Below are 23,719 nucleotides of genomic sequence, written 5' to 3' on the forward strand. Positions count from 1 at the left end.
CTTCATGCAGAATCTCCCTGCGTTTAGCTTACGGAAAATTCTACTTTTGAAAACCGCTTTTTTTCGGGGGGATTACCCGCTGGCCTGACGTGTATGCACTTTAGCGGTCGAAGTGACGTTCAAAGTCTATCTCCGTCGCTATACTGACTGTTTCGTCCAACGCACGACATAAGTCATAACCTACCTGGACCGCGACGAGTGTTTTTTGATTGAGATACCTAACTTCGTCATGCACTTCCAAAAAAGAGAGAGCCGAGGAAACATTTACCCACAAGGCCATAACCGCAGAACGGGCTGAAAGCCCTTCACGCAGGAGCTCAATGAATTCTTGTACTCGGCGCTGTTCTTCGTCTCTGTACGCACGAAGAATTAATTGCGAAAGCGGTGCATCAATTGCTTCATCGATTTCTTTCAATTTCGGCAATAACAAGCCAAGGCAACTGGCAACATACCGCTCACGCTGACTCATTTCTAACTCTAGTCTGGCTGCCTTACTCTCCTTCCATTGGTTCTCGACCTGCTTCGCAAGATACATCAGAGTAAAAAAAGCGAATGTCGCACCTAGTACGCCGCCAAAAAAGCTTCCAAACTCACCCCAACGAGAATGGTCGGGGGACAGTGACCCGTTAAACTGGTAGCCATAAATCGCAACCGCCGTAACAGCTGCGAGGACGGCCAAAACAGCAATCAACCGTGGATTCAAAATTACTCCCGAGTGTTAACGCTGAGCGCAGCGGTGGCCTTTACATAGCGAAGCGGCGTAAAGGCCATCCGACTGACGCACCTTGATAGGCAAGTTTAGTTCCGTAACTCTGCAATAACTTTCCACTGCTTTCTCCCTGGAAGCAAACACTCCCAAAACCTCCAGCCGTTGACAGGATTCCCTGTTATTGCAACGGCAGCAGACGAGGGAGAAGTGAACCGCTTGCCCTGAACTACAAGTGCGCCTTCGGCTACAACCCCGGAATACAGCTGGCCCTTATAGGTTGCGCGAAATTCGGTCCCATGGGGGAAGGTAACACCCTTACATACCCATGGATTTCCGCCTGTGGTCTCGTTACCTGCTGTAGGTTTAGATGCTGGACCGTCAAGCCCAAGGAGCGACCGAATCACGTCATTTTCGGTCATCGATTCGGCCGTACGGCGAACTGTGAGCTCTTTGAAAACTTCAAAATCAACTTCGATAGCTGCCATGACTAGGTACTCCTGCTCAGTAATTATAGGAGTAATAGTAGCTTTTATAGTATTTATAGCAAGAACTTTTTGAGTTTATAGCGGGATCTTTTTATGCATATCAGTAATTAGACACTGCGCTTTATCATTGCAGAAATTGAACTGCGTCATTATTACTGACTTTGAGCTATCAATCACGCTGCACATAAACCGATAAAACAAGAGCTTAGCCGAGCACGGCCATCTCTGCCATGTAATCATTCAGCGTCTGCAATTTACTCCGCCAATCATATTGGATGAAATGGCTGTGATTAGCTTGGAGGCTCCGGAGGAAAGCCCTGACTCCAATGTCCGCTTTTGTTTAAAAGTGGACCTATTGAGCGTCCCCTAACTAGGCCGGAAACCGCCCCCGGGTTTGGTTGGCAATCCGAACGAGAACCAGCATCAATGGCACCTCCACCAACACGCCAACCACCGTCGCCAGCGCCGCACCAGATTGCAGGCCGAATAGGGCAATGGCCGCCGCGACTGCCAGCTCAAAGAAATTACTGGCACCAATCATCGCACCTGGAGCTGCGATGCAGTGGCGGACGTTCCACAATCTTGCCCAGCCGTAGGCCAGGAAGAAAATCAGAAAAGTCTGCACGATCAGCGGCACGGCAATCAGCACGATATGCAGCGGATTGTTCAGGATTACTTCGCCCTGGAACGCAAACAGCAGCACCAGGGTGACGATCAGCGCTGCCGGCGTTACCGGCCCCAGGCGCTTCATGAATACATCGTCGTACCAGTCTTGTCCCCGCTTTGCGATCAGGGTGCGGCGAGTGAGGTAGCCGGCGGTCAGCGGAATGACGATGTACAGCACCACGGAGAGGATGACCGTGTCCCAGGGCACCTGGATGTTGGAGATGCCCAGCAGGAATACCACAATGGGCGCGAAGGCGAACAGCATGATGAGGTCATTCAGGGACACCTGCACCAAGGTATAGGCAGCATCGCCTTTGGTGAGATAACTCCAGACAAAAACCATGGCGGTGCAGGGCGCGGCGCCCAGCAGGATGGCGCCGGCCAGGTATTCGCTGGCCAGGTCCGGGGCAATCAGCGGCTCGAACACCACCATCAGGAAGAACCAGGCGATGGCGAACATGGTGAAGGGCTTGATCAGCCAGTTCACGATGGTGGTAATGGCCAGGCCTTTCGGCTCTTCTCTCACGCCCACCACCGCACTGAAATCAATCTGCGCCATCATCGGGAATATCATGGCCCAGATCAGAATGGCAATGGGAATGGATACCTGGGCGTACTCAAAGCGGGAAAGTGTTTCCGGCACCACGGGCGCCAGCTGCCCCAGGGCCACACCGGCGATGATCGCCAGCGCCACCCAGACCGACAGGCATTTCCCGAACAGATCCATGCCACCGCCGGTGCCTTCGGGCGTGGTTTCCACACTGCTATTCATGGCTTTCCTCTCACGTGAATCGCTGGTTGACTCGTTTTGTATCGATGTTGGGAAGGTTCTGGAGGCTCATTGTAATGAAACCGTCTCTTTACTCATGTTATTGAGCATCCTATTATGCATTAAATTATATATGTGAAAAAACAAATATATGGAGAGTCGGATATGAAGCGCCGGGTTCTGTTCGTCTGTACCGCCAATAGCGCAAGGTCGCTGATGGCTGAGGTCCTGCTGCGGGAAATGGCCGGTGACCAGTTTGAAGTCGCCAGTGCGGGCACTGAGCCTGATAAACCCCACCCCATGGCCATTCAGGTTCTTGAGGAAGCGGGCTATCCGGTCGATGGGCTGCACAGTAAGTCACTGGCGAATCTGGAAGGTGAAGACTGGGATTACGTGATCACCCTCTGTGAAAAGGCCTCGAAAGAATGCGGTAACGTCTGCCAGCCCGCCCAGCAGATTGCCTGGGACTTTCCCGACCCCGTTCCCAGTGGCCGTCACGCCACCTTCGCGCTGACCCTCAAGGAAATTCGCGAGCGCATTGGCCTGTTTACCCTGGTGCACCGGAAAGAAACCGGTATGAAGCCAGTGGATTTTGACCCTGTGACCGTATTCAAGGCCCTCGGTGATGAGATTCGCCTGGCCGCGCTGATGCTGATCCGGCAGCAGAAGAAACTGTGCGTATGCGAACTGACCGCCGCCCTGGATATTTCCCAGCCCAAGGCAAGCCGGCACCTGGCCACCCTGCGGGAGGCGGGCCTGCTGGACGCCGAGCGTCAGGGCCAGTGGATGTACTATTCCCTGCACCCCCGGTTACCGCACTGGGTGTCGCGGGTTCTGGATGAAACCGCCGATGGCAACCCAGCCCTGATTAACACCGAACTTGAGCTACTTGCGGCCATGCCCGACAGGCCGGTTGTGCGCTTTATTTAATGGATAATGTTTTCTGGAGTACGCCATGAGCAAGATTAAAGTCGGAATAAATGGATTTGGCCGGATTGGTCGCCTGGCCCTGCGGGCAGCCTGGCAGTGGCCAGATATGGAATTTGTGGCGATCAACGATCCGGGTGCCGACGCCCACACGCTGGCGCACCTGCTGAACTTCGATAGCATTCACGGCCGCTGGAACCACGAAGCGGGTGCAGACGGCGATAATATTGTTATTGACGGCAGGTCGATTCGGGTCACTCGCAATAAAACCATCGAGGAAACCGACTGGTCTGGCTGCGATCTGGTGATTGAGGCCAGCGGCAAGATGAAGACTGTGGAAGTACTCCAGGCCTACCTGGATCAGGGTGTGAAGCGTGTTGTTGTTACCGCGCCCGTGAAGGAAAAAGGGGCGAAGAATATTGTCGTCGGGGTGAATGACGATATTTTTGATCCAGCTAACGACCGCATTGTGACTGCGGCCTCCTGCACCACCAACTGCCTGGCCCCGGTGGTGAAAGTGATTCACGAGAAGCTGGGCATCAAGCATGGCTCCATCACCACCATCCACAGCCTGACCAACACTCAGACCATCATCGATGCCCCTCACAAGGATCTGCGCCGCGCACGGGCCTGCGGCAGTTCGCTGATTCCCACCAGCACTGGCTCAGCCACCGCGATCATCGAGATCTTCCCGGAACTTAAGGGCCGGCTCGACGGCCATGCCGTGCGAATACCGCTGACCAACGCCTCGCTTACCGATTGCGTGTTCGAAGTGGAAACACCCACGGATAGGGACATCGTGAACCAGCTGCTGAAAGAGGCTGCGGACGGCGAGCTCAAGGGCATCCTGGGTTACGAGGAACGCCCGCTGGTGTCCATCGACTATAAGACGGACCCACGCTCATCCATTATCGATGCCCTGTCCACCATGGTGGTCAACGGCACACAGGTAAAAATCTACGCCTGGTACGACAACGAATGGGGCTACGCCAACCGCACCGCCGAACTGGCCCGCCGGGTGGGTTCCGTCTGATATGACCGCCGCCATCCGACAGTACCTGGTTATCACTGGCAATTACTGGGCGTTCACCCTCACTGATGGCGCCCTGCGGATGCTGGTGGTGCTGCATTTCCATCAGCTGGGCTACTCGCCGCTGGAAATCGCCCTGCTGTTCATCTTCTATGAATTCTTCGGCGTGGTGACCAATCTGGTGGGTGGCTACCTGGGCGCCCGCATGGGGCTGAACCGCACCATGAACATCGGGCTGTTCCTGCAGATAGTGGCTCTGGGCATGCTGGCGGTCCCCGCGGCGATGCTCACGGTGCCCTGGGTGATGGCGGCCCAGGCGCTGTCCGGTATTGCCAAGGACCTGAACAAGATGTCCGCCAAAAGCGGCATCAAGCTGCTGGTGCCGGATGAGCAGCAGGGCACTCTGTATAAGTGGGTGGCGATCCTGACCGGCTCTAAGAACACCCTCAAGGGCGTGGGCTTTTTCCTCGGCGGCGTACTGCTCATGGCCGCCGGCTTCACGGGCGCAGTCATTATTATGGCTGTTGCCCTCACCGTGGTCTGGTTGGTGAGCCTGTTCCTGCTCAAGCAGGAGCTGGGCAAGAGCAAGGCCAAACCGAAGTTCAGTGAGATCCTGTCGAAGAGCCGAGCCATTAATGTGCTATCCGCTGCCCGGATGTTTCTGTTCGGCGCCCGGGATGTGTGGTTTGTGGTGGCGCTTCCTGTCTACCTGCATACGGTCTTTGGCTGGGACTTCTGGAAAGTGGGTGGCTTTATGGCCACCTGGATTATCGGCTATGGATTTATCCAGACGATTGCACCGCGCATCACCGGAAACATGAAAGGCAAACAGCCTGCTGTGCTCTGGGCGGCAGGTCTGGCGTTGATTCCGGCAGCGATTGCCATTGGCCTGACGGCGGGTTGGCCACCCCAGATCGTGATTGTCGGTGGCTTACTGTTGTTTGGCGTGCTGTTTGCCGTCAACTCGTCGCTGCATAGCTATCTCATCGTTAGCTATGCCCGGGGTGATGGCGTGTCGTTGGATGTGGGTTTCTATTACATGTCCAATGCCGCCGGTCGGTTGCTGGGAACGATCCTGTCCGGCTGGGTCTACCAGGCCTGGGGACTGGAGGTCTGCTTGTGGATATCGTCGGGCTTGGTGGCCATGGCAGCGTTGCTGTCGGTGTTGTTGCCCGAGCGGCGGCCAGTAACAGCCTGAGCGGGCCTCAGAACCGAACGGCCAGCCCTGCGTCCGCTGCCACCGGAGGGGTGATCAGTGCAAATGCCAGAGTGAACGTGAAAAGAGATCGAAGCTTCATACATCCGTGGCCTGTGTGGCTGGTTGTCGGCAGGACACTGTGCAATGGTATAGCCGTTATGAACTTTGGCAGGCCCTGGTGATGCTATCTTGACAGATTTGATGCTGGAAAATCTCAGTGTTGGCACTCTGAGTAATGTGTCACTGACGGTGCCGGGTGGACAGGTTGTCTGCCTGTCTGGCCCTTCGGGCAGTGGCAAGAGCCGTCTGCTGAGGGCCGTGGCGGACCTGGAGCCACATGGCGGAAGGGTTTCTCTGGGTGATGCCGTCCAGTTGGATGTTCCCGCCCATCAGTGGCGAAGCCGGGTGGTTATGGTGCCAGCAGACAGTCAGTGGTGGTTTGATGAAGTGCAAGGGCACTTTCCGGATGATGCCGCTTCGAGACTGCCTTCAGCTCTGGGTTTCCCGCCAGAAGTAATGGGCTGGTCGGTAAGCCGGCTGTCCTCCGGTGAGCGACAGCGGCTTGCACTCTGGCGGGCTCTTGCCCTGCAGCCGGAGGCGCTGCTGCTGGACGAACCCACCGCCAACCTGGATAGCGAGACCACTGAAGCGGTTGAGCAATGGCTGCTCGGAGAGATCCGGCAGCGACAGATTCCGACCCTTTGGGTGGCCCACGATCCTGGGCAAATTCGGCGGGTAGCTGACGCCCACTCCCGGATTCACGGAACCAGCCTGGAGCCTGCCAATGGAAGTGATTGATCTGGCATGGTGGAAGCTGGCGCTGGCGGCACTGCTGATTCTCGCCCTGGCCGCTACCGGGTATCTGGCCAGGCTGGGGATTACCCGCAGTCTGCTGATTGCTGCGACACGCACGGTTATCCAACTGGCCCTGATCGGGCTGGTGCTGGAAGCCCTGTTTGCATCTTCGGAATTTTACTGGATTGCCCTTCTTGCAGTAGTCATGCTTCTGGTCGCGGGCCGGGAAGTGGTGGCGCGCCAAGGCCGTCGATTGCGAGGCTGGTGGGCTTTCGGCATTGGCACCGGAGCCATGTTTGTCTCATCCTTCACGGTCACGATCCTGGCCCTGACCGTAGTCATTGGCCCCGATCCCTGGTATGCCCCCCAGTACGCCATCCCGCTATTGGGCATGATGCTCGGCAACACCATGACAGGGGTTAGCCTGGCTCTGGACCGGCTCAATGAGTCAGTCTGGCGGCAGCGGGCGGTCATCGAAAATCGGCTGATGCTGGGGCAAGCCTGGCAGCAGGCGCTTGAGGATATCCGCAGGGATGCCATGCGCAGTGGCATGATGCCTTCAATCAATGCCATGGCGGCGGCCGGCATTGTCAGCCTGCCGGGCATGATGACCGGTCAGATCCTTGCTGGTAGCCCGCCCGCTGTGGCGGTGAAGTACCAGATCCTGGTGATGCTGATCATTACCGTTGGCACCGGCTTCGGGGCGGTGATGGCAGTCTCCTGGGGCGGTCGCCGGCTGTTTGATGAGCGCGAGCGCCTGCGGCTGGATCGGTTGGGAAACTCCTGAACCAACGGTGCCAACCTTTTACCCGTTTTGTGCCGGCACCTCGCGAATACGTCCATGCTCGTCAATCGCAACATAAACGAAGAGCCCTTCCGTTACCTTGCGGGGGGCTTTTGCCGTGCGGTCCAGAGTCCAGACTTCAATGTTGATCTTCATTGAACTGCGCCCCACCTCGACCAGCTCACCATAACAGCCGACCTGGGAGCCAACTCGCAATGGCGACAGGAACTCCATCCGGTCCATGGCAACGGTAGCGTTTCGGCCCAGGGAAATCCGTCCCGCCATGGTGGCGGCGGCAATATCCATCTGTTTGACCAGCCAGCCCGCAAACACATCGCCGTTGGGGTTGGTGTCGGAGGGCAGGGGGATTACCTGGATTACCAGCTCGCCCCGGGGCGTGGGTTTGTCGTCATCAAGCGCCGTCATGGATTCAACCTTATAGTGCGGAATTGTTTTAGTACCCCGCATGTTAGCGGCCTGTGCGGCGTCTGCAAGAAAAATTGAACGTCCTGTTCTATATTTCAATGGTTGTAACAAAGTTGTCACAGAGTGCCTTTATTGTTCACCCATCGGTGAAGCAAACCCGTAAATAAAGTCAAAGTGACAAATGGAGACTCAACGTGATCAAACTTAAAACAGCCCTTACAACTGTGGCGCTGGCAGGCAGCATTGCCGCCGTGTCGACGCCTGCCATGGCGCGCGAGACCATCAGCATCGTAGGTTCTTCTACTGTTTACCCGTTCGCTACCGTTGTGGCCGAGCGTTTTGGCGTTAACACCGATTTTCCGACCCCGAAGCTTGAGTCCACCGGTTCCGGCGGCGGTCTGAAGCTGTTCTGTGCTGGTATCGGTACCCAACACCCTGACATCACCAATGCCTCCCGCCGCATGAAAACCTCTGAGTATGACCTGTGCCAGAAAAACGGCGTAAAGGAGATTACCGAGTTCCGTATCGGCTCCGACGGTATCGTGATTGCCAGCTCGCAAGACGCTGAGAATCTGGATATCACGCTTGAGCAACTGTTCCTGGCCCTGGGCAAGGAAGTACCTTCACCGGATGATGAAACCAAGCTGGTGGCCAACCCCTATGAGAAGTGGAGTGACATTGACTCCAGCCTGCCAAACGTTGCCATTCGTGTGATGGGGCCTCCCCCGACTTCCGGCACCCGTGACTCCTTCAACGAGCTGGCGCTGCAGGGTGGTTGTGAAGACCTTCCGGCGGTTGCCAACATGAGCGAAGACGACATGGAAAGTGTGTGTCAGAGCGTCCGTGAAGACGGTGCGTTTATTGAGGCCGGCGAAAACGACAACCTGATCGTCCAGAAGCTGATCGACGACAGTGGCCTTTACGGTGTATTCGGCTACAGCTTCCTGGAAGAAAACTCTGATCGTCTGCAGGCAGCCACCCTTAATGGTATGGTTCCGACCGCCGAGGCAATCGCGGCAGACGAGTATCCGGTTGCCCGCTCCCTGTTCTTCTACGTTAAGAAGGCGCACGTCGGTGTGGTTCCGGGTATTGCCGAGTACGCCGAGTTCTTCGTGAGCCCGAGTGCAATGGGTAAGAACGGATATCTGAAGGATGTCGGTCTGATCGTACCGCCGCGTGATGCGTTGATGGAGCTCCAGGACAAGGCATCCAACATGCCGAGCCTGACCAAGGAAGAGTTGATGTAAGCAAGTCGACGGGAGGTTGACTTACAAGGGTGCGGGTCTTTACCAGGCTCGCACCCTTTCGCACGTCTGCACAGCGTCAAGTGCGAACGGCTCTCTGAATGATTACACTTATGGTCCTTTCTAGTTTGTTACGGGAATATTCATGCAACCGGCCAATCTGCTTTTACTGACCATCGTGCTTTCGATGGTTGCCTACGGCTTGGGTTACGCCCGATCGCGATCGTTGGCGATGCCAATGGGTGGCATTCGTTATCTCAAATCCCTGCCTTTTTATTATGGCGCGCGAGCGGCTCTTTGGTGTGGCATACCCGCGCTCATCGTGCTGGGGTTGTGGGCAGCCTTTCAGGGTAAGGTCATCCAGACCCTGGTTATCAGCTCCCTGCCCCAGGAAATGCTGCCGGCTTCAGAAGGCCGGGCCAGCCTGTTGCTGAGCAAGATCAGCAACGTGGCCAATGGCAGCCTGCCCCCGGGCTTTGCCGAGGCGCCGATATTGGAAGCTGCGGAGAGGCTGAAGGCTCTTAGGGAACAGAGCCGTCTGTTCATGTCGGTGTTGGTGGTGTCCGTGTCGGTGTTGGCGGGATTCCTCGGCTGGATTCGTGTTCGCCCCGCGGCAAATGCGCGAACCCAGGTAGAGGCGATCCTGAAGTGGTTGTTTTTTGCCTGTGCAGCGCTGGCGATCCTGACCACTGTCGGCATTATTTTTTCCGTTGCTCTGGAAACCTTCCGCTTCTTCCAGCTAATCCCGTTTACCGAGTTTTTCTTTGGCTCCCAGTGGAGTCCGCAAACGGCGCTGCGCGCCGATCAGGTCGCGGCTCAGGGTGCCTTTGGCATGATTCCACTGTTTACAGGCACGCTGCTGATTTCCGCCATCGCCATGCTGGTCGCGGTCCCGGTCGGGTTGTTGTCCGCTATTTACCTTTCCGAGTATGCCAACAAAAAGGTTCGCAGCGTGGTCAAGCCGCTGCTCGAGATGCTGGCGGGTATTCCGACGGTGGTTTATGGCTTCTTCGCAGCGCTTACCGTCGCACCTTTCATCAGCGACTTTGCAGCTTCAATGGGGATTGACGCTTCTTCCCAAAGCGCGCTCGCTGCCGGCGGGGTCATGGGGATCATGATTATCCCCTTTGTTTCTTCGTTGTCGGATGATGTCATTAACGCCGTGCCTCAAACCATGCGCGATGGTTCTCTTGCGCTGGGCGCAACCCAGTCCGAAACCATGAAAAAAGTGATATTTCCAGCGGCATTGCCCGGCATCATGGGTGGGGTTTTGCTGGCGGTTTCCCGTGCCATTGGTGAAACCATGATCGTGGTGATGGCCGCGGGCCTTGCCGCAAACCTGACCGCCAATCCGCTGGAAACCGTCACCACGGTGACCGTGCAGATTGTCACCCTGCTGACCGGCGACCAGGAATTCGACAGCGCCAAGACCCTGGCTGCATTTGCCCTCGGCGCGATGCTCTTCCTCGCTACCCTGTTACTGAATGTGGTGGCCCTGAAAATCGTTCGCAAATATCGGGAACAGTATGACTGATCAACGTTCACAGGCGGAGATTGTTCGCCAGTCACTCAAGCGGCGGTACCGCAAGGAGCGCCGCTTCCGGGCCTACGGCATACTGGCCATTGCGATTGCACTCTCGGCATTGGTTGTGCTGTTTACGGACATTATCGGTAAAGGCTATACCGGCTTTACCAAAACCACCATCACCATGGAAGTCAATCTTGATGGTGAGATGATGTACCTGGACGACGCCACTGATGAAAAGCAGATGAAAATGGCGGACTTCGTGGAGCCGTTGCTTCAGGCACTGATCAAGCAAGTGCCAGGTGCCACTGAAGAAAACAGGGAGGCTGTTCGTGACTTGCTGAACCCATACGCGTCCAATGAGTTGCGCGAAATGCTTCAGGCCAACCCGGATTGGTTGGGGACCACGCAAACGCTGACGGTGCTGGCCCATACGGATGTTGACGTGTATGCCAAGCACGCCGGGGATAGCGCCTATTCCATCAAGCTCAGCGAGCGGCAGCAGCAATGGGTCGATCAGTTGATTGAAAAGGGAGTTGTGCAAACCTCATTCAACGACGTGTTCTTCACTAGTGGCGACTCGCGGGACCCTTCGCGTGCTGGCATCCTTGGCGCCGTCGTCGGTTCATTGCTCACCATGATTGTGACGCTGGTTCTGTCGTTCCCGATCGGTGTCGCCGCCGCCATTTACCTGGAAGAGTTTGCGCCTCAGAACAAGTTGACGGATTTCATTGAGGTGAACATCAACAATCTGGCGGCGGTTCCGTCGATCATCTTCGGCTTGCTGGGGCTGGCGGTGTTTATCAACCTGTTCGGCATGCCGAGGTCGGTTCCAGTCGTAGGTGGTCTGGTGCTGACACTGATGACCCTTCCAACCATCATCATTTCAAGCCGGGCGGCCATCAAGAGTGTGCCACCCTCGATTCGGGAGGCTGCGGAAGGTATCGGTGCTTCCAAAATGCAGGTGGTACTACATCATGTGTTACCGCTTGCCATGCCGGGTATGCTGACGGGGTCAATCATCGGCATGGCGCAGGCGCTGGGCGAGACAGCGCCACTTTTGCTGATCGGTATGGTGGCGTTTATCGTGGATGTACCTGGTGGCTTTTTCGAATCAGCGACAGTACTTCCGGTTCAGGTTTTCCTCTGGGCAGGCAGCCCGGAACTCGCCTTTATAGAACGTGCGTCAGCGGCCATCATGGTGCTGCTGGCTTTCCTGGTTAGTATGAATGCACTGGCCATCGGGCTTCGCAAGCGCCTCGAGCGTCGGTGGTAAGGAGATAAACGATGAACACGATAAATCCAGCGGTCACCAGTGAAGCCGATCAGTATCAGGCTGAGCCTGTTGCACCGGTGAGGGAGCAACCTGAAGAAACCATCATTGAGGAAGGCAAAACGGTTGGTCGGCCCTTTGCCGACAACGCCAAGTTCAAGCTTCGCGATGTCAACGTTTCCTATGGCGACACCCGGGCTATCAAGAATATCAGCCTCGATGTTGCGAAGAACGAAGTGATTGCCTTTATTGGCCCTTCAGGGTGTGGCAAGTCCACTTTCCTGAGATGCCTCAATCGCATGAACGACAGCATTGAGATCTGCAAGGTGACAGGATCGCTACAACTGGACGATCAGGACATCTACGACCGCCGTCGGGACGTTGTAGAGCTGCGTGCGCGGGTGGGGATGGTGTTTCAGAAGCCGAACCCGTTCCCCAAGTCCATCTACGACAATGTGGCTTATGGTCCCCGCATCCATGGCCTGGCAAACCGTAAGTCGGATCTCGATGAGATCGTGGAAAACAGTCTGCGAAAGGCCGGGCTTTGGGGTGAGGTCAAAGATCGTCTGGATGCGACCGCCACCGGTATGTCGGGTGGCCAGCAGCAGCGCCTTTGCATTGCGCGCGCCATTGCCGTGAGCCCCGAGGTCATCCTTATGGACGAGCCATGCTCGGCCCTGGACCCCATTGCAACGGCGAGGGTGGAGGAATTGATGGCGGAGATGTCTGAGAGTTACACCATTGTGATCGTGACCCACTCAATGCAACAGGCAGCCCGGGTATCGAATCGAACGGCGTATTTCCACCTTGGGCACCTGGTTGAAGTCAACGAAACCAACAAGGTGTTTACGTCACCTGAACACGAGCTTACGGAATCTTATATCACCGGTCGTTTTGGTTAATACCGGTATTGCTGAACACTGGAGAATAGAGTCATGCCAGATAAAAAGGACGATGTGTACGGCGATCATATATCGCACAGGTTTAATGACGAACTGATGGCCCTGAAGAGCGAATTCCTCGAAATGGGTGGCCTGGTGGAGTCCCAGGTCGACCGTGCGATCGCTGCGTTGGTGGATAACGATGGCCACCTGGCGGACGAGGTCCGTGCCACCGATAAGAAAGTCGACCAGATGGAGATTGACCTCGACGAGGAAGCTACCCTGATCATTGCCCGTCGCCAGCCCACCGCACGTGATCTGCGGCTGGTGATTTCCGTCATCAAGATGGTGGCGGATCTTGAGCGGGTTGGTGACGAGGCCAAGAAAATCGCCAAATTTGCCATCAAGCTGTCGGAGGAAGGTCAGGCCCCCCGTGGTTACGTGGAGGTACGGCACATTGGCAATCACGTGCTTGGCATGTTGCACGATGCCCTTGACGCCTTCGCCCGCCTGGATTCGGAGCAGGCGCTACGAATCATGAAGGAAGACAAGCGGGTGGATGAGGAATACCAGGCAGCTACGCGGACGTTGCTGACGTTCATGATGGAGGACACCCGCAACATTTCCCGCTGTATGTCGGTGATGTGGATTCTTCGTGCCCTGGAGCGGGTGGGGGATCACGCCTGTAACATTGCCGAGAATGTGATCTTCATGGTCAAAGGCGAGGATGTTCGGCATACGCCGGTGGAAGAAGCCGAGAAGGTGGTTGGGCGCTGAGTTCGGTTTTGCCTCTGTAGCCTGCTGGCTTGGGAGTTTTCGCCGGGCCGGGGACACTGTTCAGGACACGCCCGTGAATACGTCCATGTAGGGCTCGGTCGCGCCATCCCTGGCGCTCCACGGTCCTGAACAGTGTCCCCGGCCCTGCTGGCTAATCTCTCAGATAGCGCCTGGGCTCAAGATTCTCAGGCCTGCTTCTTCTTATCGGTATACGGCGGCCATCCCATGGGCTTTCCGGCCAGCAGGTGCAGGTGGATGTGGAACACCGTCTGCCCGGAGTTTTCCCCGCAGTTCATCACTACCCGATAGCCATCGTCCGCGAACCCCATTTCCTTGGCCAGTTTGGCGGCAACCCAATACAAGTGACCTACCAGTTCGCGGTCGCCCTCTTCGATGTCGTTGATCGTTGCGATTTCCCTTTTCGGGATGATCAGCAGGTGTACCGGCGCCTGCGGATTGATGTCCCGGAACGCCAGGCAGGTATCGTCTTCATAGACGATATCCGCCGGAATTTCGCGGTTGATGATCTTGGTGAAGATAGTCTCCGACATAGTGGGTCCCTTTTTGTGAATGAGTGCCAGAAAAACGTTTACAGTTGCTTGAACCCCGGTAACCGCTCCGTCAATTGACGGATAACCAGGGGCAATTCGTCATCGATACCCATAGCGTATTTGGCCACCCGGTTTCTGGCAAACGGCATGGCTTTCGCTGCGCCCAGGCCGAGATTGCGCAGCAGGTGCAGTGGCGGTGTGCGGTTGCTGAACAGGTGGTAGAACACGTCCATCGCCAGCATCATGCGGCGGTTGGCCGGGCGGCGTTGTTGTTCGTATTTTACCAGCCATGCCGGGCCCGCCAGGTCGCAGCCGGCGCGTTTGGCCTCGCGGATCACCGACTGCAGGCAGCGGGCGTCCTGGAAACCCAGGTTTACACCCTGGCCCGCCAGTGGGTTGATGGTGTGGGCCGCGTCACCGGCCAGCACCACGCGGTTGTTCACATAGGTGTTGGCGTGCTGACGGACAATGGGGAAGCTTGCCCTGGCGTCGATGTGGGTCAGCAGCGGCAATTCCGGCGGGAACGCGTTTTGTATCTCTGCCATCAGCGCGCTGTTATCCAGCGATTTCAGCCGTGCCAGTTCCTCTGGCGAGTCATACCAAACCAGGGAAGCCCAGCTCTCGCCGTTGCCGGCGGAGTGCAACGGCAGGAAAGCCCGAGGGCCTGAGGGATAGAAGCCCTGCCAGGTGATGTCCTCAACCGGGCCCTGGTAGCGCACGCTGATTACCATGGCCTGTTGCTGGTACTGGTCGCGGGTAATCCCAATGCCGGCCAGATCCCGGACACCGGAGGCGGCACCGTCGGCACCAACCACCAGTTGGCAGGTCAGATCGGTACCGTCCTCCAGGGTCACGCCGGCGTGGTCATCGCCGTTGTCGAGGCTGGTGACGGCTTTGTCGGGGAACAGGGAAACCGTGGGTAGTGATGCTGCGCAGTTCCAGAGCGCCTGCTGGGTAATCCGATTTTCCACGATATGGCCAAGATGGCGGGCCGACAGGTTGCTGGCGTCAAACACCACATCGGCAATCTTGCGGGGGAGCAGGTTGCTGAGCGGGTGCGGTGTCTCGTCCCATACCGCCAGACGGGCGTAGGGTGTGGCCCGCATGGCGAGTATGTCGGGCCAGACACCGAGTTCGCTGAGGTATCTCTCACTGCCGGCACTCAGGGCTGAAACACGGATGTCCGGCGAGAGCGAGGCATCGAATACCGGCGCGGAGCCACGGTCAACCAGGGCCACGCGAAAGCCACTGCGGCCAAGGCCGGTCGCAAGGGCGGCGCCGACCATGCCGGCACCGACGATTACAATATCAAAGGCTTGAGTCATAACGGGTTCCTGTCTGGTACGCCCAGTTTACGCGATGGACGCATCCAGACAAGCGGCCCGGACCAAGCCGGCAGCGATCGCCGCTGTCAGTAGCCTGCCAGGTTGGCGGCGTGGCTGTCGGTCAGCGACTCCGCCCTGCGGGCACGGCCCTTGAGCCAGGCGGGCTTCTGTGCCCCCGGCTTAACAAAACCCTGCTCAAGCACCATGGGGTGCACCAGGTTCAGGAAGTCCCCGGTTTTCATGTGGATGGATTCGGTGTGGGTACCGGCAGCGAAGGCCAGCTCCGGTTGCCGGGTCAGGGCCTCGGCACAATACACTGACATGTCGAAAAGATTACCGAGTGGTGGCATGGCGCCTACTTCGCATTCGGGGAAACGGTCCTGGAACTCCTGTTCGTCCGCAAGATCAACGAAATCAGTATCGAGAATGCGGGTCAACCGGTCCCAGCGGATACGCCATGTAGCGGGCATGACCAACATGGCCATTTTGCCATCCAGTTCGATGATGACGGTTTTTACCACCCGGTCACCGGCGATTTTGACGTGATGGGCGAGTTGCTGGGCAGTGAACGCAGGGGGATGAGACAGGCACATATATTCCACGCCTGCCTGATCCAGATATTCCTTCAACTGCTGTACCGGCATAGTGACAACCTCCTACCAGCAATGACAGCGGTACTGGAACCGGTGGTTTCTTGTTGAACCGGTTCCGGTGACTGACGGTGTAGCCGCTGTTGCGACTGCACCGCCATTATTGGTCAGCTTAGTTGAGCCTGTACAGAATGCGAGTAACAGTCTGTGTTAATGAGATACCAATCACTCTGATTTGTAGACGTGCACGTCCCGCTGCGGGAACGGAATGGTGATCCCTTCGGCATCGAACGCCTTTTTCACTTTTTCGTGCATGTCCCAGTAGTACGGCCACAGATCATCGGTGGCCACCCAGGCACGGAACATCAGGTCCACGGAGTTGTCCCCCAGTCCACCGACACAAATTCGTGGTTCAGGGTCTTTCAGGGACCGTTCGTCCTCATCAAACAGGCGCTGGAGGATGGCCTTGGCCTTGTCGATATCGTCGTCGTAGTGAATGCCGAAGGTCATGTCGCAGCGGCGTGTGCTGTAGATGCTAACGTTGGTCAGCGTGGCGTTGGACAGACTGCCGTTCGGGATTACGATGCGGCGGTTGTCGAAGGTGTTGACGACGGTGTACAGGATCTGGATCTCAGCCACTGCGCCAAGAAACCCCTGGGCTTCGATGGTGTCGCCCACCTTGAAGGGCTTGAAGATCAGGATCAGTACGCCCCCGGCAAAGTTGGCAAGGCTGCCCTGCAGGGCCAGACCTATGGCCAGGCCGGCGGCACCGATGACGGCGATGAAGGAGGTGGTGGCAATGCCGATCATTGATGCGACAGAGATCAGCAGCATCACCTTGAAGATAGCGCTTATCAGGCCGCAGAGAAATTTGTTCAGGGTAGGGTCTTTTGCACCCAGTTTCTTGTCGAGAACGCCAATGAACCGGTTGATCAGCCAGAGACCGATAACCAGTGTGACGATGGCCAGCACAAATTTCGGCGCGTAGGTCATGATCAGCGCTAGCGCCTGATCCCATAGCTCCGCCGCGTTAATATTGGCTCCCAGAAGATCTTCCATTCAGTGACTCCTTGTTCGGTTTTGTCGAGTACCAGACTTACCTAGGTTTTGTTATAGCAGAGGTTTGTGGCAAACGTACAACACACATACCCGGTCTGGTCGGGCTGTTTACGTTGACGATTAGCGAGTGGTCCACTCCCTGATGGCTTCTGGCCCACCCTGCACAACAATGCGGCCCTCTTTCTGGCCCAACTGGTAGTCGTACATGGGGTCGTAGTAGTTCTCCAGCAGCGCCCGAATCCACTCGTGGTGCGCGCTGACCTCTCCCGTGCGGTGCTGAAGTGCAAGGGCATCCTCCATCATGCTGCGCAGCCAGCTGTGGCGTTCACCGCCGAGGCGTTTGCGGATTCTGTCCAGGGCGCTGAGCAGATAGTCGCGGAAGTTGAGCCAGCCAGCTTCTTCGCCGTCGCGTTCGGTGTAGTCGGCCGCCATCTGGTCTACATAGTCTTCACGGATTATCCGGATTCGCTCCTCAATCGGCTGATCGAGAACCATCAGTGGTGCTGACGCCATTCTGGTGCGCAAGCTTTCTGGCAGGGCGCATCGTCCGACCAGCCGGCTTTCGTCTTCGAGATATATCGGTCCGCCGACCCGGTAATGCGCCTTCAGCATGGCAACCGCCAGGAGGTTCTCAAAATCGATCTGCGATGGCTGGGGCGTCACCTGACGACCGAAGCTGGAGCCCCGGTGGTTCGCCAGGCCTTCCAGGTCAACAGGGTTGGGTAGCTGATGCAATACGCGGGTTTTACCGGTGCCGGTACGGCCACTGAGAATGACGAACTCAGAGGATTCAATGAGGGCTTCCAGGCTGTCGATCAGGAAGCGGCGCATCGCCTTGTAGCCGCCCTTTACCAGGGGAAACTCAATCCCGGCGTCCCTGATCCACTGCTGGGTCAGTCGTGAGCGCAGACCACCGCGGAAACAGAACAGGTAGCCTTGCGGATTCGTGGCCGTAAAGCGCTTCCAGGCTTCGATACGTTGTGCCTTCAGATCCCCTGACACCAGTTGGTGGCCAAGTTCGATGGCCTTGTCCTGTCCCTTTTCCTTGTAGCAGATACCCACACGATGGCGTTCCTCATCATTCATCAGTGGTGCATTGATAGCGGCGGGGAAACTGCCCTTATTGAACTCGACCGGTGCCCGTACATCCAGGAGCGGAACGTCGTTCAGGAACAGTGAAAGGTAGTCGCTGGTATCGGGTCTGGACGGCATGGCAGGTTTTTGGGTTCGTGCTGGAAATGAGGCAGCAGTATAACGGACATGCTGGTTTTTTGCTCGCCCGCGGGTGTTCCCCGACGGCGCGGCCGCTACAATACCTCCCTCGCCTGGCCCGTGTTCCGGAGTAACCATGGATCCCGACATTCTGAATCAGCATCTTGCGAAAACCCTCAGCCGTGGACGGGTTGCGGCAACGGCCCCGGCGGGTTGTCCTGATATCTCCCTGTACCTGTTTGACCCGCGGGTGCTCGAGGGACCGCTGAGCCACGAAGAAGCCCAGGCGGTGGTAGCCGAACCCGCCTACTGGTCTTTTTGCTGGGCCAGCGGACAAGTGTTGGCAGCCTACATTCTGGCCAACCCGCATCTGGTGAAGGGTAGGAAAGTGATGGATTTTGGTTCCGGTTCCGGGGTTGTGGCCATTGCCGCTGCAATGGCTGGTGCACGGGAGGCCATCGCCTGCGATATTGACCCTGCGGCACTGGATGCGGCCGCAGCAAACGCCAGGCTGAATGGTGTATCGGTCTCACTGTGCAATGACTGGCATGCGCGGCCACAGGATGTGGACGTTGTGACAGCGGCCGATGTGTTGTATGACCCGGAAAATCGCCCGTTGCTATCCGTGTTCAGGCATGCGGCGTCTTCGGTGCTTCTGGCTGACTCCCGATTGCGGAACCTTGGTGATGATCACTACCGGCAGCAGGAGATGATCGAAGCCAGAACCTGGCCAGACCTGAACGAGTTCGAGGAGTTCAATCGGGTGCGGGTGTATCTTGTGGAGCAGGCCTGCATCGCCTGAAAGGCAGGCAAAAAAAAAGGGCAACCTCTCGGGTTACCCTCTCTCGGAACAGGTGTCGCGTCCATGCGCAATTGGCAACTGCCCTGTTGCCGGTTTCCCTTGCCAGTCCCTGGTGCCGGCGTCCGAGCCGGCGATCCGAATAGTTATCCCTTAAGCAAGCGTCCCTGTGTCCTTGCCTCTCCCCGCATCCAAGTGTGGGGGTGCTTCCAGTGCGTCGTCCTTTTCCCTGTCATCCTTGATGTGACCACTATACCAATCGCCATTTTACAAACGTGTGAACCGTGCACGCCCTCGGTGTCGGGCGACCGGCCACTGGAGTTTTAAATCGATTAATATCAATAAGTTGGAATTCTATTCATTTGCTTTGTCAGGTAAGCGTACGTAATGTCGCAGCAAGATCCTACGTCTCTGTAGGAAATATCTCACACGGATTCGGGCGAATATCCTTAATCCGCTCCGTGGAGCCCTATCGCTGGGTGTCGGACTGCGCGTCAGACTCGCGGTTTTCGTCTCGTGGCCTGATAAACTCCGGGCAGGGTAACAGCCCGATGGCAATGCCGGCGGCATCGGCAAGAATGTCGGTTAGCGCAAACGTCCGATAGGGGAGTTGGGCCTGGACGAGCTCAATGGCCAGGCCGAATGCCAGCAGGCCGGGGATGATCCACAGCTTTCCGAGCCCCGGCCATGCCAGCCGGGTAACCACCGTGAGCTGGAAAAAGGCCAGCAGGTGATTAAGCTTGTCGCTGGCTGCGGAGGGAATGGGGTAGGGCTGGCTGGTGGTGGCAAGGTATATGACGGCTGCTGCCGAAAGAACCAATATCGCCCGCCACAATGGCTGATACTCAAGCAAAAACCGGATGCGTTGTTTCAGAAAAGCCATGTACACCGTCGGGCTGTGGTGGAGTTTGCAACATGATATGCTTTGCGCCCCGTCACTGTCATTGAAGCTGAGGTGCTGCGAGGTATGTTGAAAGGTAATTTTTTCCGCGGCCTGGGTTACCTTGGAGAAGGATTCCGGTTGATACGGCAGCCGGGGCTGAGATTGTTCGTTGCCATTCCCCTTGTTATTAATGTTTTGTTATTCGGCCTTCTGTTCTATTTCCTGGCTGAAATCTTCTCCGCGATGATTGCCGCCGCCATGGCCTGGTTGCCGGACTGGGCCTGGCTGCAAAGTCTCGACTGGCTGTTCTGGATTCTCTACGGTGCCGTAATCCTGTTAATGCTGGCCTATGGCTTTGTGATCGTTGCGAACCTGATCGGCTCTCCCTTCTACGGTTATCTGGCGGAACTGACCGAAAAACACCTCACTGGCCAGGAAGTCAGCACCGATGATGGCTGGAGCCAGATTGTGCGGGATATCCCCCGTTCGCTCTGGCGTGAAGTCCAGAAAATTGTTTATTACCTGCCCAGGGCCATAGGCCTGTTTATCATCGGCGTTATCCCGGTGGTGAACCTGGTGGCGGCGGTGCTGTGGTTTGCTTTCAATTGCTGGATGATGGCGCTGCAATACGTGGACTATCCGGCGGACAACCATCGGGTCAGCTTTCCCGCCCTGCGCCGCCTGTTGGGAGACACCCGCCTGTCTGCCCTGGGGTTCGGGCTTCCAGTGGCCCTGGCAGCGATGGTTCCGGTATTGAATCTGGTCGTGGTTCCTGCTGCGGTATGCGGCGCCACGGCCTACTGGGTGCGCGAGAACGGGCCCTCGAACAAAGACGTGTAAAGCGGTTATGGTGAGTTAAATCTGTCGGAGGTTTCTTGGATACATCGGAATTTGTAATCGGCCAGCGTTGGGTCAGTCACAGTGATACTGCGTTGGGTCTTGGCATTGTCACGGATATTTCCGGCCGTCGGGTGACGCTGGGCTTTCCCGCCGCAGACGAGGAACGCACCTACGCCATCGACAATGCCCCGTTGTCGAGAATCATCTACCAGATCGGCGAGCGTATCGAGACCTTTGACGGCGCGCACTACATCGTCCGGGCGGTTGAAGAGGTTGGCGGTGTGTTGATGTATCACGCTGATGACGGCGGGGAAAACCTGACCCAGATCTCTGAGGTGAAGCTCAGCAGTTCAGTGGATTTTTCCGCTCCCCACCAGCGTCTGTTTGCCGGCCAGTTTGATCGCAATGGCGCGTTTCGCCTGCGGATGGCAACCGCGCAACACCAGGACCGGTTGCGGGCATCGTCCGCCCAGGGTCTTATCGGCGCTCGTACACAACACCTGCCGCACCAGATCTATATTGCCCATGAAGTGGCGACACGTTATGCGCCGCGGGTCTTGCTGGCGGACGAAGTGGGGTTGGGCAAGACCATTGAGGCCGGCCTGATTCTGCACTATCAGTTGCACACCAGCCGTGCCCGTCGCGTGCTGATCGTGGTGCCGGATTCGCTGATACACCAGTGGCTGGTGGAGATGCTGCGTCGGTTCAACCTGCGGTTCTCGATCATTGATCGCAGCCGTTATGAAGCCATGGAAGACCTTGAGGGGTTGTCGGAGGAGGATGACGACCTGACCGATGCCGATGAAAATCCTTTTGAGAGCGAACAGCTGGCGCTGTGCAGCCTGGACTTCCTGATGACCAGCGAACAGGCCCAGGCGGATGCCATCGCCGCCGGATGGGACCTGATGGTGGTGGACGAGGCCCATCACCTGGCCTGGAGCCCGGAAGCAGTCAGCCCGGAATACCGGTTGGTTGAGCAGCTTTCGGAGGCCAGCAACGGTTTGTTGCTGTTGACGGCAACACCGGAGCAGGTAGGGGTGGCCAGCCACTTTGCCCGCCTGCGATTGCTGGACCCGGCGCGCTTTCACGATCTGGAGGCCTTCAAGAAAGAGGAAAAGCAGTACGAAGTCATCAACCGGGTGGTTTCCCACATTCGCGAGCAGGGAATAACTGCCGTCTCCGACGGGGATCGAAAGGCCCTCAAGGACTGGCTGGGTGATGAACTGGAAGGATTGATGGCGGCCCGGGAGCCGGAACAGGCAGTGATTGACGCACTGCTGGACCGCCATGGCACCGGCCGGGTGCTGTTCCGCAACACCCGCGCGGCGATCAGGGGATTCCCGGAGCGCCATCCGCTACCGGTTGCCTTGCCCTGCCCGGCGCTTTACCAGCAGGGAGATATTTGCCAGGGCACTGCCGGCCTGACCCCCGAAACCGCCGTGGACGAAGAACAATGGCTGGCGGAAGACCCCCGCGTCGCCTGGCTGGAAAAGACCCTGACCGGACTGAAACCCGCCAAGGTGGTGGTGATCTGTGCCCACGCTTCCACTGCCATGGCGCTGGAGCATTACCTGCAACTGCGAGCCGGCATTCGCAGCGCCGCGTTCCACGAGCACCTGAGCCTGATCGAGCGGGACCGGGCAGCCGCCTACTTCTCTGACACCGAGCAGGGCGCCCAGGCGCTGATCTGCTCGGAAATTGGTAGCGAAGGCCGCAATTTTCAGTTCGCCCATCACCTGATCCTGTTCGATCTGCCCGCCAACCCGGACTTGCTGGAGCAGCGTATCGGTCGGCTGGACCGCATTGGCCAGACCGATACCATCGATATTCACATCCCCTACCTGCAGGGAACGGCCCAGGAGGTCCAGTACCGCTGGTTTGAAGAAGGCCTGGACGCCTTCAGTGAAAGTTGCTCCGTGGGTGTCGCAGTACACGACCATGTGGCCGGGCAGTGGCAGGCCGCCATCGAAGGCCAGGTTGATGAGTTGCCGGCACTGCTGGAAGCCTCGCAAACCGAGGCCGAACGCCTGCGCACGCTGCTGCGCAACGGCCGGGATGCGCTGATCGAGCTCAATTCCTGCCGTCCGGACGTGGCAGACGCACTGATCAGCCAGATTGAATCCGAGGAAGAGTCCGCCCAGGTTCGGGATTACATGATTGAGGCCTGCGACATCCTGGGCGTGGATGTGGAAGACCACTCCGAACACGCGGATGTGCTGCGCCCGGGGGAGCAATACCAGGCCGGGCATGTGACCGAATTGCCGGAAGACGGGCTGACCGTCACCTGGAGCCGTCAGCAGGCCCTTGAGCGTGAAGATATGGCGTTCATGAGCTGGGAGCATCCGCTGGTAACCGGCGTTATGGAATCAGTTACCAGTTCCGGGCTGGGCAAGGCGGCCCTGGCCAGTATGACGGTCAAGGCCCTGCCACCCGGCACGCTGTTGCTGGAGGCCCTGTTCACGGTGCATTGTCCAGCACCGGAATCGCTGCAATTGTCCCGCTATTTGCCGGTCTCACCACTGCGGCTTCTGGTGGACGTGAATGGTCGGAACCTGTCGGCAACCCTGCCTCACGACAGGCTCAACGACATGTGTTCCAATATTCGCCGGCGTACGGCACAGGCCATCGTGCCCCAGATCCGGCCCCAGGTGGAAACCATGGTGGATCATGCCGAGAGCCTGGCCGAGCCGCACCTGGAGCCCCTGCGAACCTCCGCGCTGGCCCAGGTCAGGGAGGTATTTGGTCCGGAAATCCGACGGCTGGAAGCAATGAAAAAGGTGAACCCGGCCATCCGTAACGACGAGATCGACTTCTTCCGCAGACAGCTGGCAGAAGCGGAAACGGCCCTGGGCCAGGCCACCCTGTCGCTGGAAGGTATTCGTGTGATTGTAACTGCCTGATGGTGAACCAGTTGCTGGTCACGATTCATCTGATCAGGTAGTTTGAACGTAACAAACTGTAGTTTTTGACA

At 57.5% G+C, this 23,719-nt stretch carries 23 protein-coding genes; 13 read left to right on the forward strand and 10 right to left on the reverse strand.

Annotated features, from left to right (window positions below; translation table 11 throughout):
• Positions 1 to 100: 100 nt before the first annotated feature.
• The 3 genes from NLU14_RS03250 to arsB form a co-directional block, all read right to left on the reverse strand.
• Complete coding sequence (locus NLU14_RS03250; RefSeq protein ID WP_275704736.1) at positions 101 to 703, reverse strand: hypothetical protein; 603 nt, start codon at positions 701 to 703, stop codon at positions 101 to 103.
• A gap of 95 nt (positions 704 to 798) precedes the next feature.
• Entirely contained in the window at positions 799 to 1,194 is a 396-nt protein-coding gene (locus tag NLU14_RS03255) for a hypothetical protein (RefSeq protein ID WP_275704737.1), read from the reverse strand.
• Positions 1,195 to 1,564: 370 nt separating this feature from the next.
• Entirely contained in the window at positions 1,565 to 2,632 is a 1,068-nt protein-coding gene (gene arsB, locus NLU14_RS03260; RefSeq protein ID WP_275704738.1) for an ACR3 family arsenite efflux transporter, read from the reverse strand.
• A gap of 162 nt (positions 2,633 to 2,794) precedes the next feature.
• On the opposite strand from arsB, the gene NLU14_RS03265 reads away from it, so the two are divergent.
• From NLU14_RS03265 to NLU14_RS03285, 5 genes are all read left to right on the forward strand, one after another.
• Positions 2,795 to 3,559 (forward strand): metalloregulator ArsR/SmtB family transcription factor, encoded by a 765-nt coding sequence (locus tag NLU14_RS03265; protein WP_275704739.1) that lies wholly within the window; start codon positions 2,795 to 2,797, stop codon positions 3,557 to 3,559.
• 25 nt (positions 3,560 to 3,584) lie between these two features.
• Entirely contained in the window at positions 3,585 to 4,589 is a 1,005-nt protein-coding gene (locus NLU14_RS03270; RefSeq protein ID WP_275704740.1) for an ArsJ-associated glyceraldehyde-3-phosphate dehydrogenase, read from the forward strand.
• Position 4,590: 1 nt separating this feature from the next.
• A complete protein-coding gene (arsJ, locus tag NLU14_RS03275; RefSeq protein ID WP_275704741.1) occupies positions 4,591 to 5,784 on the forward strand; it encodes an organoarsenical effux MFS transporter ArsJ in 1,194 nt (397 codons plus the stop codon).
• Between the two features lie 189 nt (positions 5,785 to 5,973).
• The gene (locus NLU14_RS03280; protein WP_275704742.1) at positions 5,974 to 6,582 is read left to right on the forward strand and encodes an ABC transporter ATP-binding protein; all 609 of its coding nucleotides are present in this window, start codon (positions 5,974 to 5,976) and stop codon (positions 6,580 to 6,582) included.
• Positions 6,569 to 7,366 carry an ABC transporter permease gene (locus NLU14_RS03285; RefSeq protein ID WP_275704743.1) on the forward strand — a complete coding sequence of 266 codons (798 nt, stop codon included), beginning with the start codon at positions 6,569 to 6,571 and terminating at the stop codon, positions 7,364 to 7,366. Before NLU14_RS03280 ends, NLU14_RS03285 begins: the two co-directional genes overlap by 14 nt.
• An 18-nt stretch (positions 7,367 to 7,384) precedes the next feature.
• Here NLU14_RS03285 and NLU14_RS03290 read toward each other — a convergent pair whose 3' ends face one another.
• Entirely contained in the window at positions 7,385 to 7,789 is a 405-nt protein-coding gene (locus tag NLU14_RS03290; RefSeq protein WP_275704744.1) for an acyl-CoA thioesterase, read from the reverse strand.
• A 194-nt stretch (positions 7,790 to 7,983) separates the two neighbouring features.
• Here NLU14_RS03290 and NLU14_RS03295 point away from each other — a divergent pair, with 194 nt between their 5' ends.
• The 5 genes from NLU14_RS03295 (at position 7,984) to phoU (ending at position 13,489) form a co-directional block, all read left to right on the forward strand.
• Positions 7,984 to 9,036, forward strand: a complete 1,053-nt coding sequence (locus NLU14_RS03295; RefSeq protein ID WP_275704745.1) for a substrate-binding domain-containing protein — start codon at positions 7,984 to 7,986, stop codon at positions 9,034 to 9,036.
• A gap of 142 nt (positions 9,037 to 9,178) precedes the next feature.
• The gene (gene pstC / locus NLU14_RS03300) at positions 9,179 to 10,567 is read left to right on the forward strand and encodes a phosphate ABC transporter permease subunit PstC (RefSeq protein ID WP_275704746.1); all 1,389 of its coding nucleotides are present in this window, start codon (positions 9,179 to 9,181) and stop codon (positions 10,565 to 10,567) included.
• The gene (pstA, locus tag NLU14_RS03305) at positions 10,560 to 11,834 is read left to right on the forward strand and encodes a phosphate ABC transporter permease PstA (protein ID WP_275704747.1); all 1,275 of its coding nucleotides are present in this window, start codon (positions 10,560 to 10,562) and stop codon (positions 11,832 to 11,834) included. The genes pstC and pstA overlap by 8 nt, the downstream gene beginning before the upstream one ends.
• A gap of 11 nt (positions 11,835 to 11,845) precedes the next feature.
• Positions 11,846 to 12,733 (forward strand): phosphate ABC transporter ATP-binding protein PstB, encoded by an 888-nt coding sequence (gene pstB, locus NLU14_RS03310; RefSeq protein WP_275704748.1) that lies wholly within the window; start codon positions 11,846 to 11,848, stop codon positions 12,731 to 12,733.
• 33 nt (positions 12,734 to 12,766) lie between these two features.
• Positions 12,767 to 13,489: a phosphate signaling complex protein PhoU gene (phoU, locus tag NLU14_RS03315; protein ID WP_275704750.1), complete on the forward strand. Its 723-nt coding sequence runs from the start codon at positions 12,767 to 12,769 to the stop codon at positions 13,487 to 13,489.
• Between the two features lie 185 nt (positions 13,490 to 13,674).
• Here the strand turns inward: phoU and NLU14_RS03320 are convergent, their stop codons facing one another.
• The 5 genes from NLU14_RS03320 to mnmH all read right to left on the reverse strand — a co-directional run bounded on the left by NLU14_RS03320 (position 13,675) and on the right by mnmH (position 18,226).
• Complete coding sequence (locus NLU14_RS03320) at positions 13,675 to 14,040, reverse strand: histidine triad nucleotide-binding protein (protein WP_275704751.1); 366 nt, start codon at positions 14,038 to 14,040, stop codon at positions 13,675 to 13,677.
• A 38-nt stretch (positions 14,041 to 14,078) separates the two neighbouring features.
• On the reverse strand, positions 14,079 to 15,365 hold the full coding sequence (locus tag NLU14_RS03325) for an FAD-dependent monooxygenase (RefSeq protein WP_275704752.1): 1,287 nt from the start codon (positions 15,363 to 15,365) through the stop codon (positions 14,079 to 14,081).
• Between the two features lie 86 nt (positions 15,366 to 15,451).
• The gene (locus tag NLU14_RS03330; RefSeq protein WP_275704753.1) at positions 15,452 to 16,009 is read right to left on the reverse strand and encodes an aminoacyl-tRNA deacylase; all 558 of its coding nucleotides are present in this window, start codon (positions 16,007 to 16,009) and stop codon (positions 15,452 to 15,454) included.
• Between the two features lie 171 nt (positions 16,010 to 16,180).
• A complete protein-coding gene (locus tag NLU14_RS03335; protein WP_275704754.1) occupies positions 16,181 to 17,014 on the reverse strand; it encodes a mechanosensitive ion channel family protein in 834 nt (277 codons plus the stop codon).
• A 120-nt stretch (positions 17,015 to 17,134) separates the two neighbouring features.
• Positions 17,135 to 18,226 (reverse strand): tRNA 2-selenouridine(34) synthase MnmH, encoded by a 1,092-nt coding sequence (mnmH, locus tag NLU14_RS03340; RefSeq protein WP_275704755.1) that lies wholly within the window; start codon positions 18,224 to 18,226, stop codon positions 17,135 to 17,137.
• Positions 18,227 to 18,362: 136 nt separating this feature from the next.
• Here mnmH and NLU14_RS03345 point away from each other — a divergent pair, with 136 nt between their 5' ends.
• The gene (locus NLU14_RS03345) at positions 18,363 to 19,028 is read left to right on the forward strand and encodes a class I SAM-dependent methyltransferase (RefSeq protein WP_275704756.1); all 666 of its coding nucleotides are present in this window, start codon (positions 18,363 to 18,365) and stop codon (positions 19,026 to 19,028) included.
• 466 nt (positions 19,029 to 19,494) lie between these two features.
• Here the strand turns inward: NLU14_RS03345 and NLU14_RS03350 are convergent, their stop codons facing one another.
• Entirely contained in the window at positions 19,495 to 19,908 is a 414-nt protein-coding gene (locus NLU14_RS03350) for a VanZ family protein (protein ID WP_275704757.1), read from the reverse strand.
• 84 nt (positions 19,909 to 19,992) lie between these two features.
• On the opposite strand from NLU14_RS03350, the gene cysZ reads away from it, so the two are divergent.
• Positions 19,993 to 20,748 carry a sulfate transporter CysZ gene (cysZ, locus tag NLU14_RS03355; RefSeq protein WP_275704758.1) on the forward strand — a complete coding sequence of 252 codons (756 nt, stop codon included), beginning with the start codon at positions 19,993 to 19,995 and terminating at the stop codon, positions 20,746 to 20,748.
• Between the two features lie 35 nt (positions 20,749 to 20,783).
• Entirely contained in the window at positions 20,784 to 23,648 is a 2,865-nt protein-coding gene (rapA, locus tag NLU14_RS03360; protein WP_275704759.1) for an RNA polymerase-associated protein RapA, read from the forward strand.
• Positions 23,649 to 23,719 lie beyond the last annotated feature (71 nt).

This window comes from Marinobacter iranensis, assembly GCF_029207565.1.
Classification (GTDB): Bacteria; Pseudomonadota; Gammaproteobacteria; order Pseudomonadales; family Oleiphilaceae; genus Marinobacter; species Marinobacter iranensis.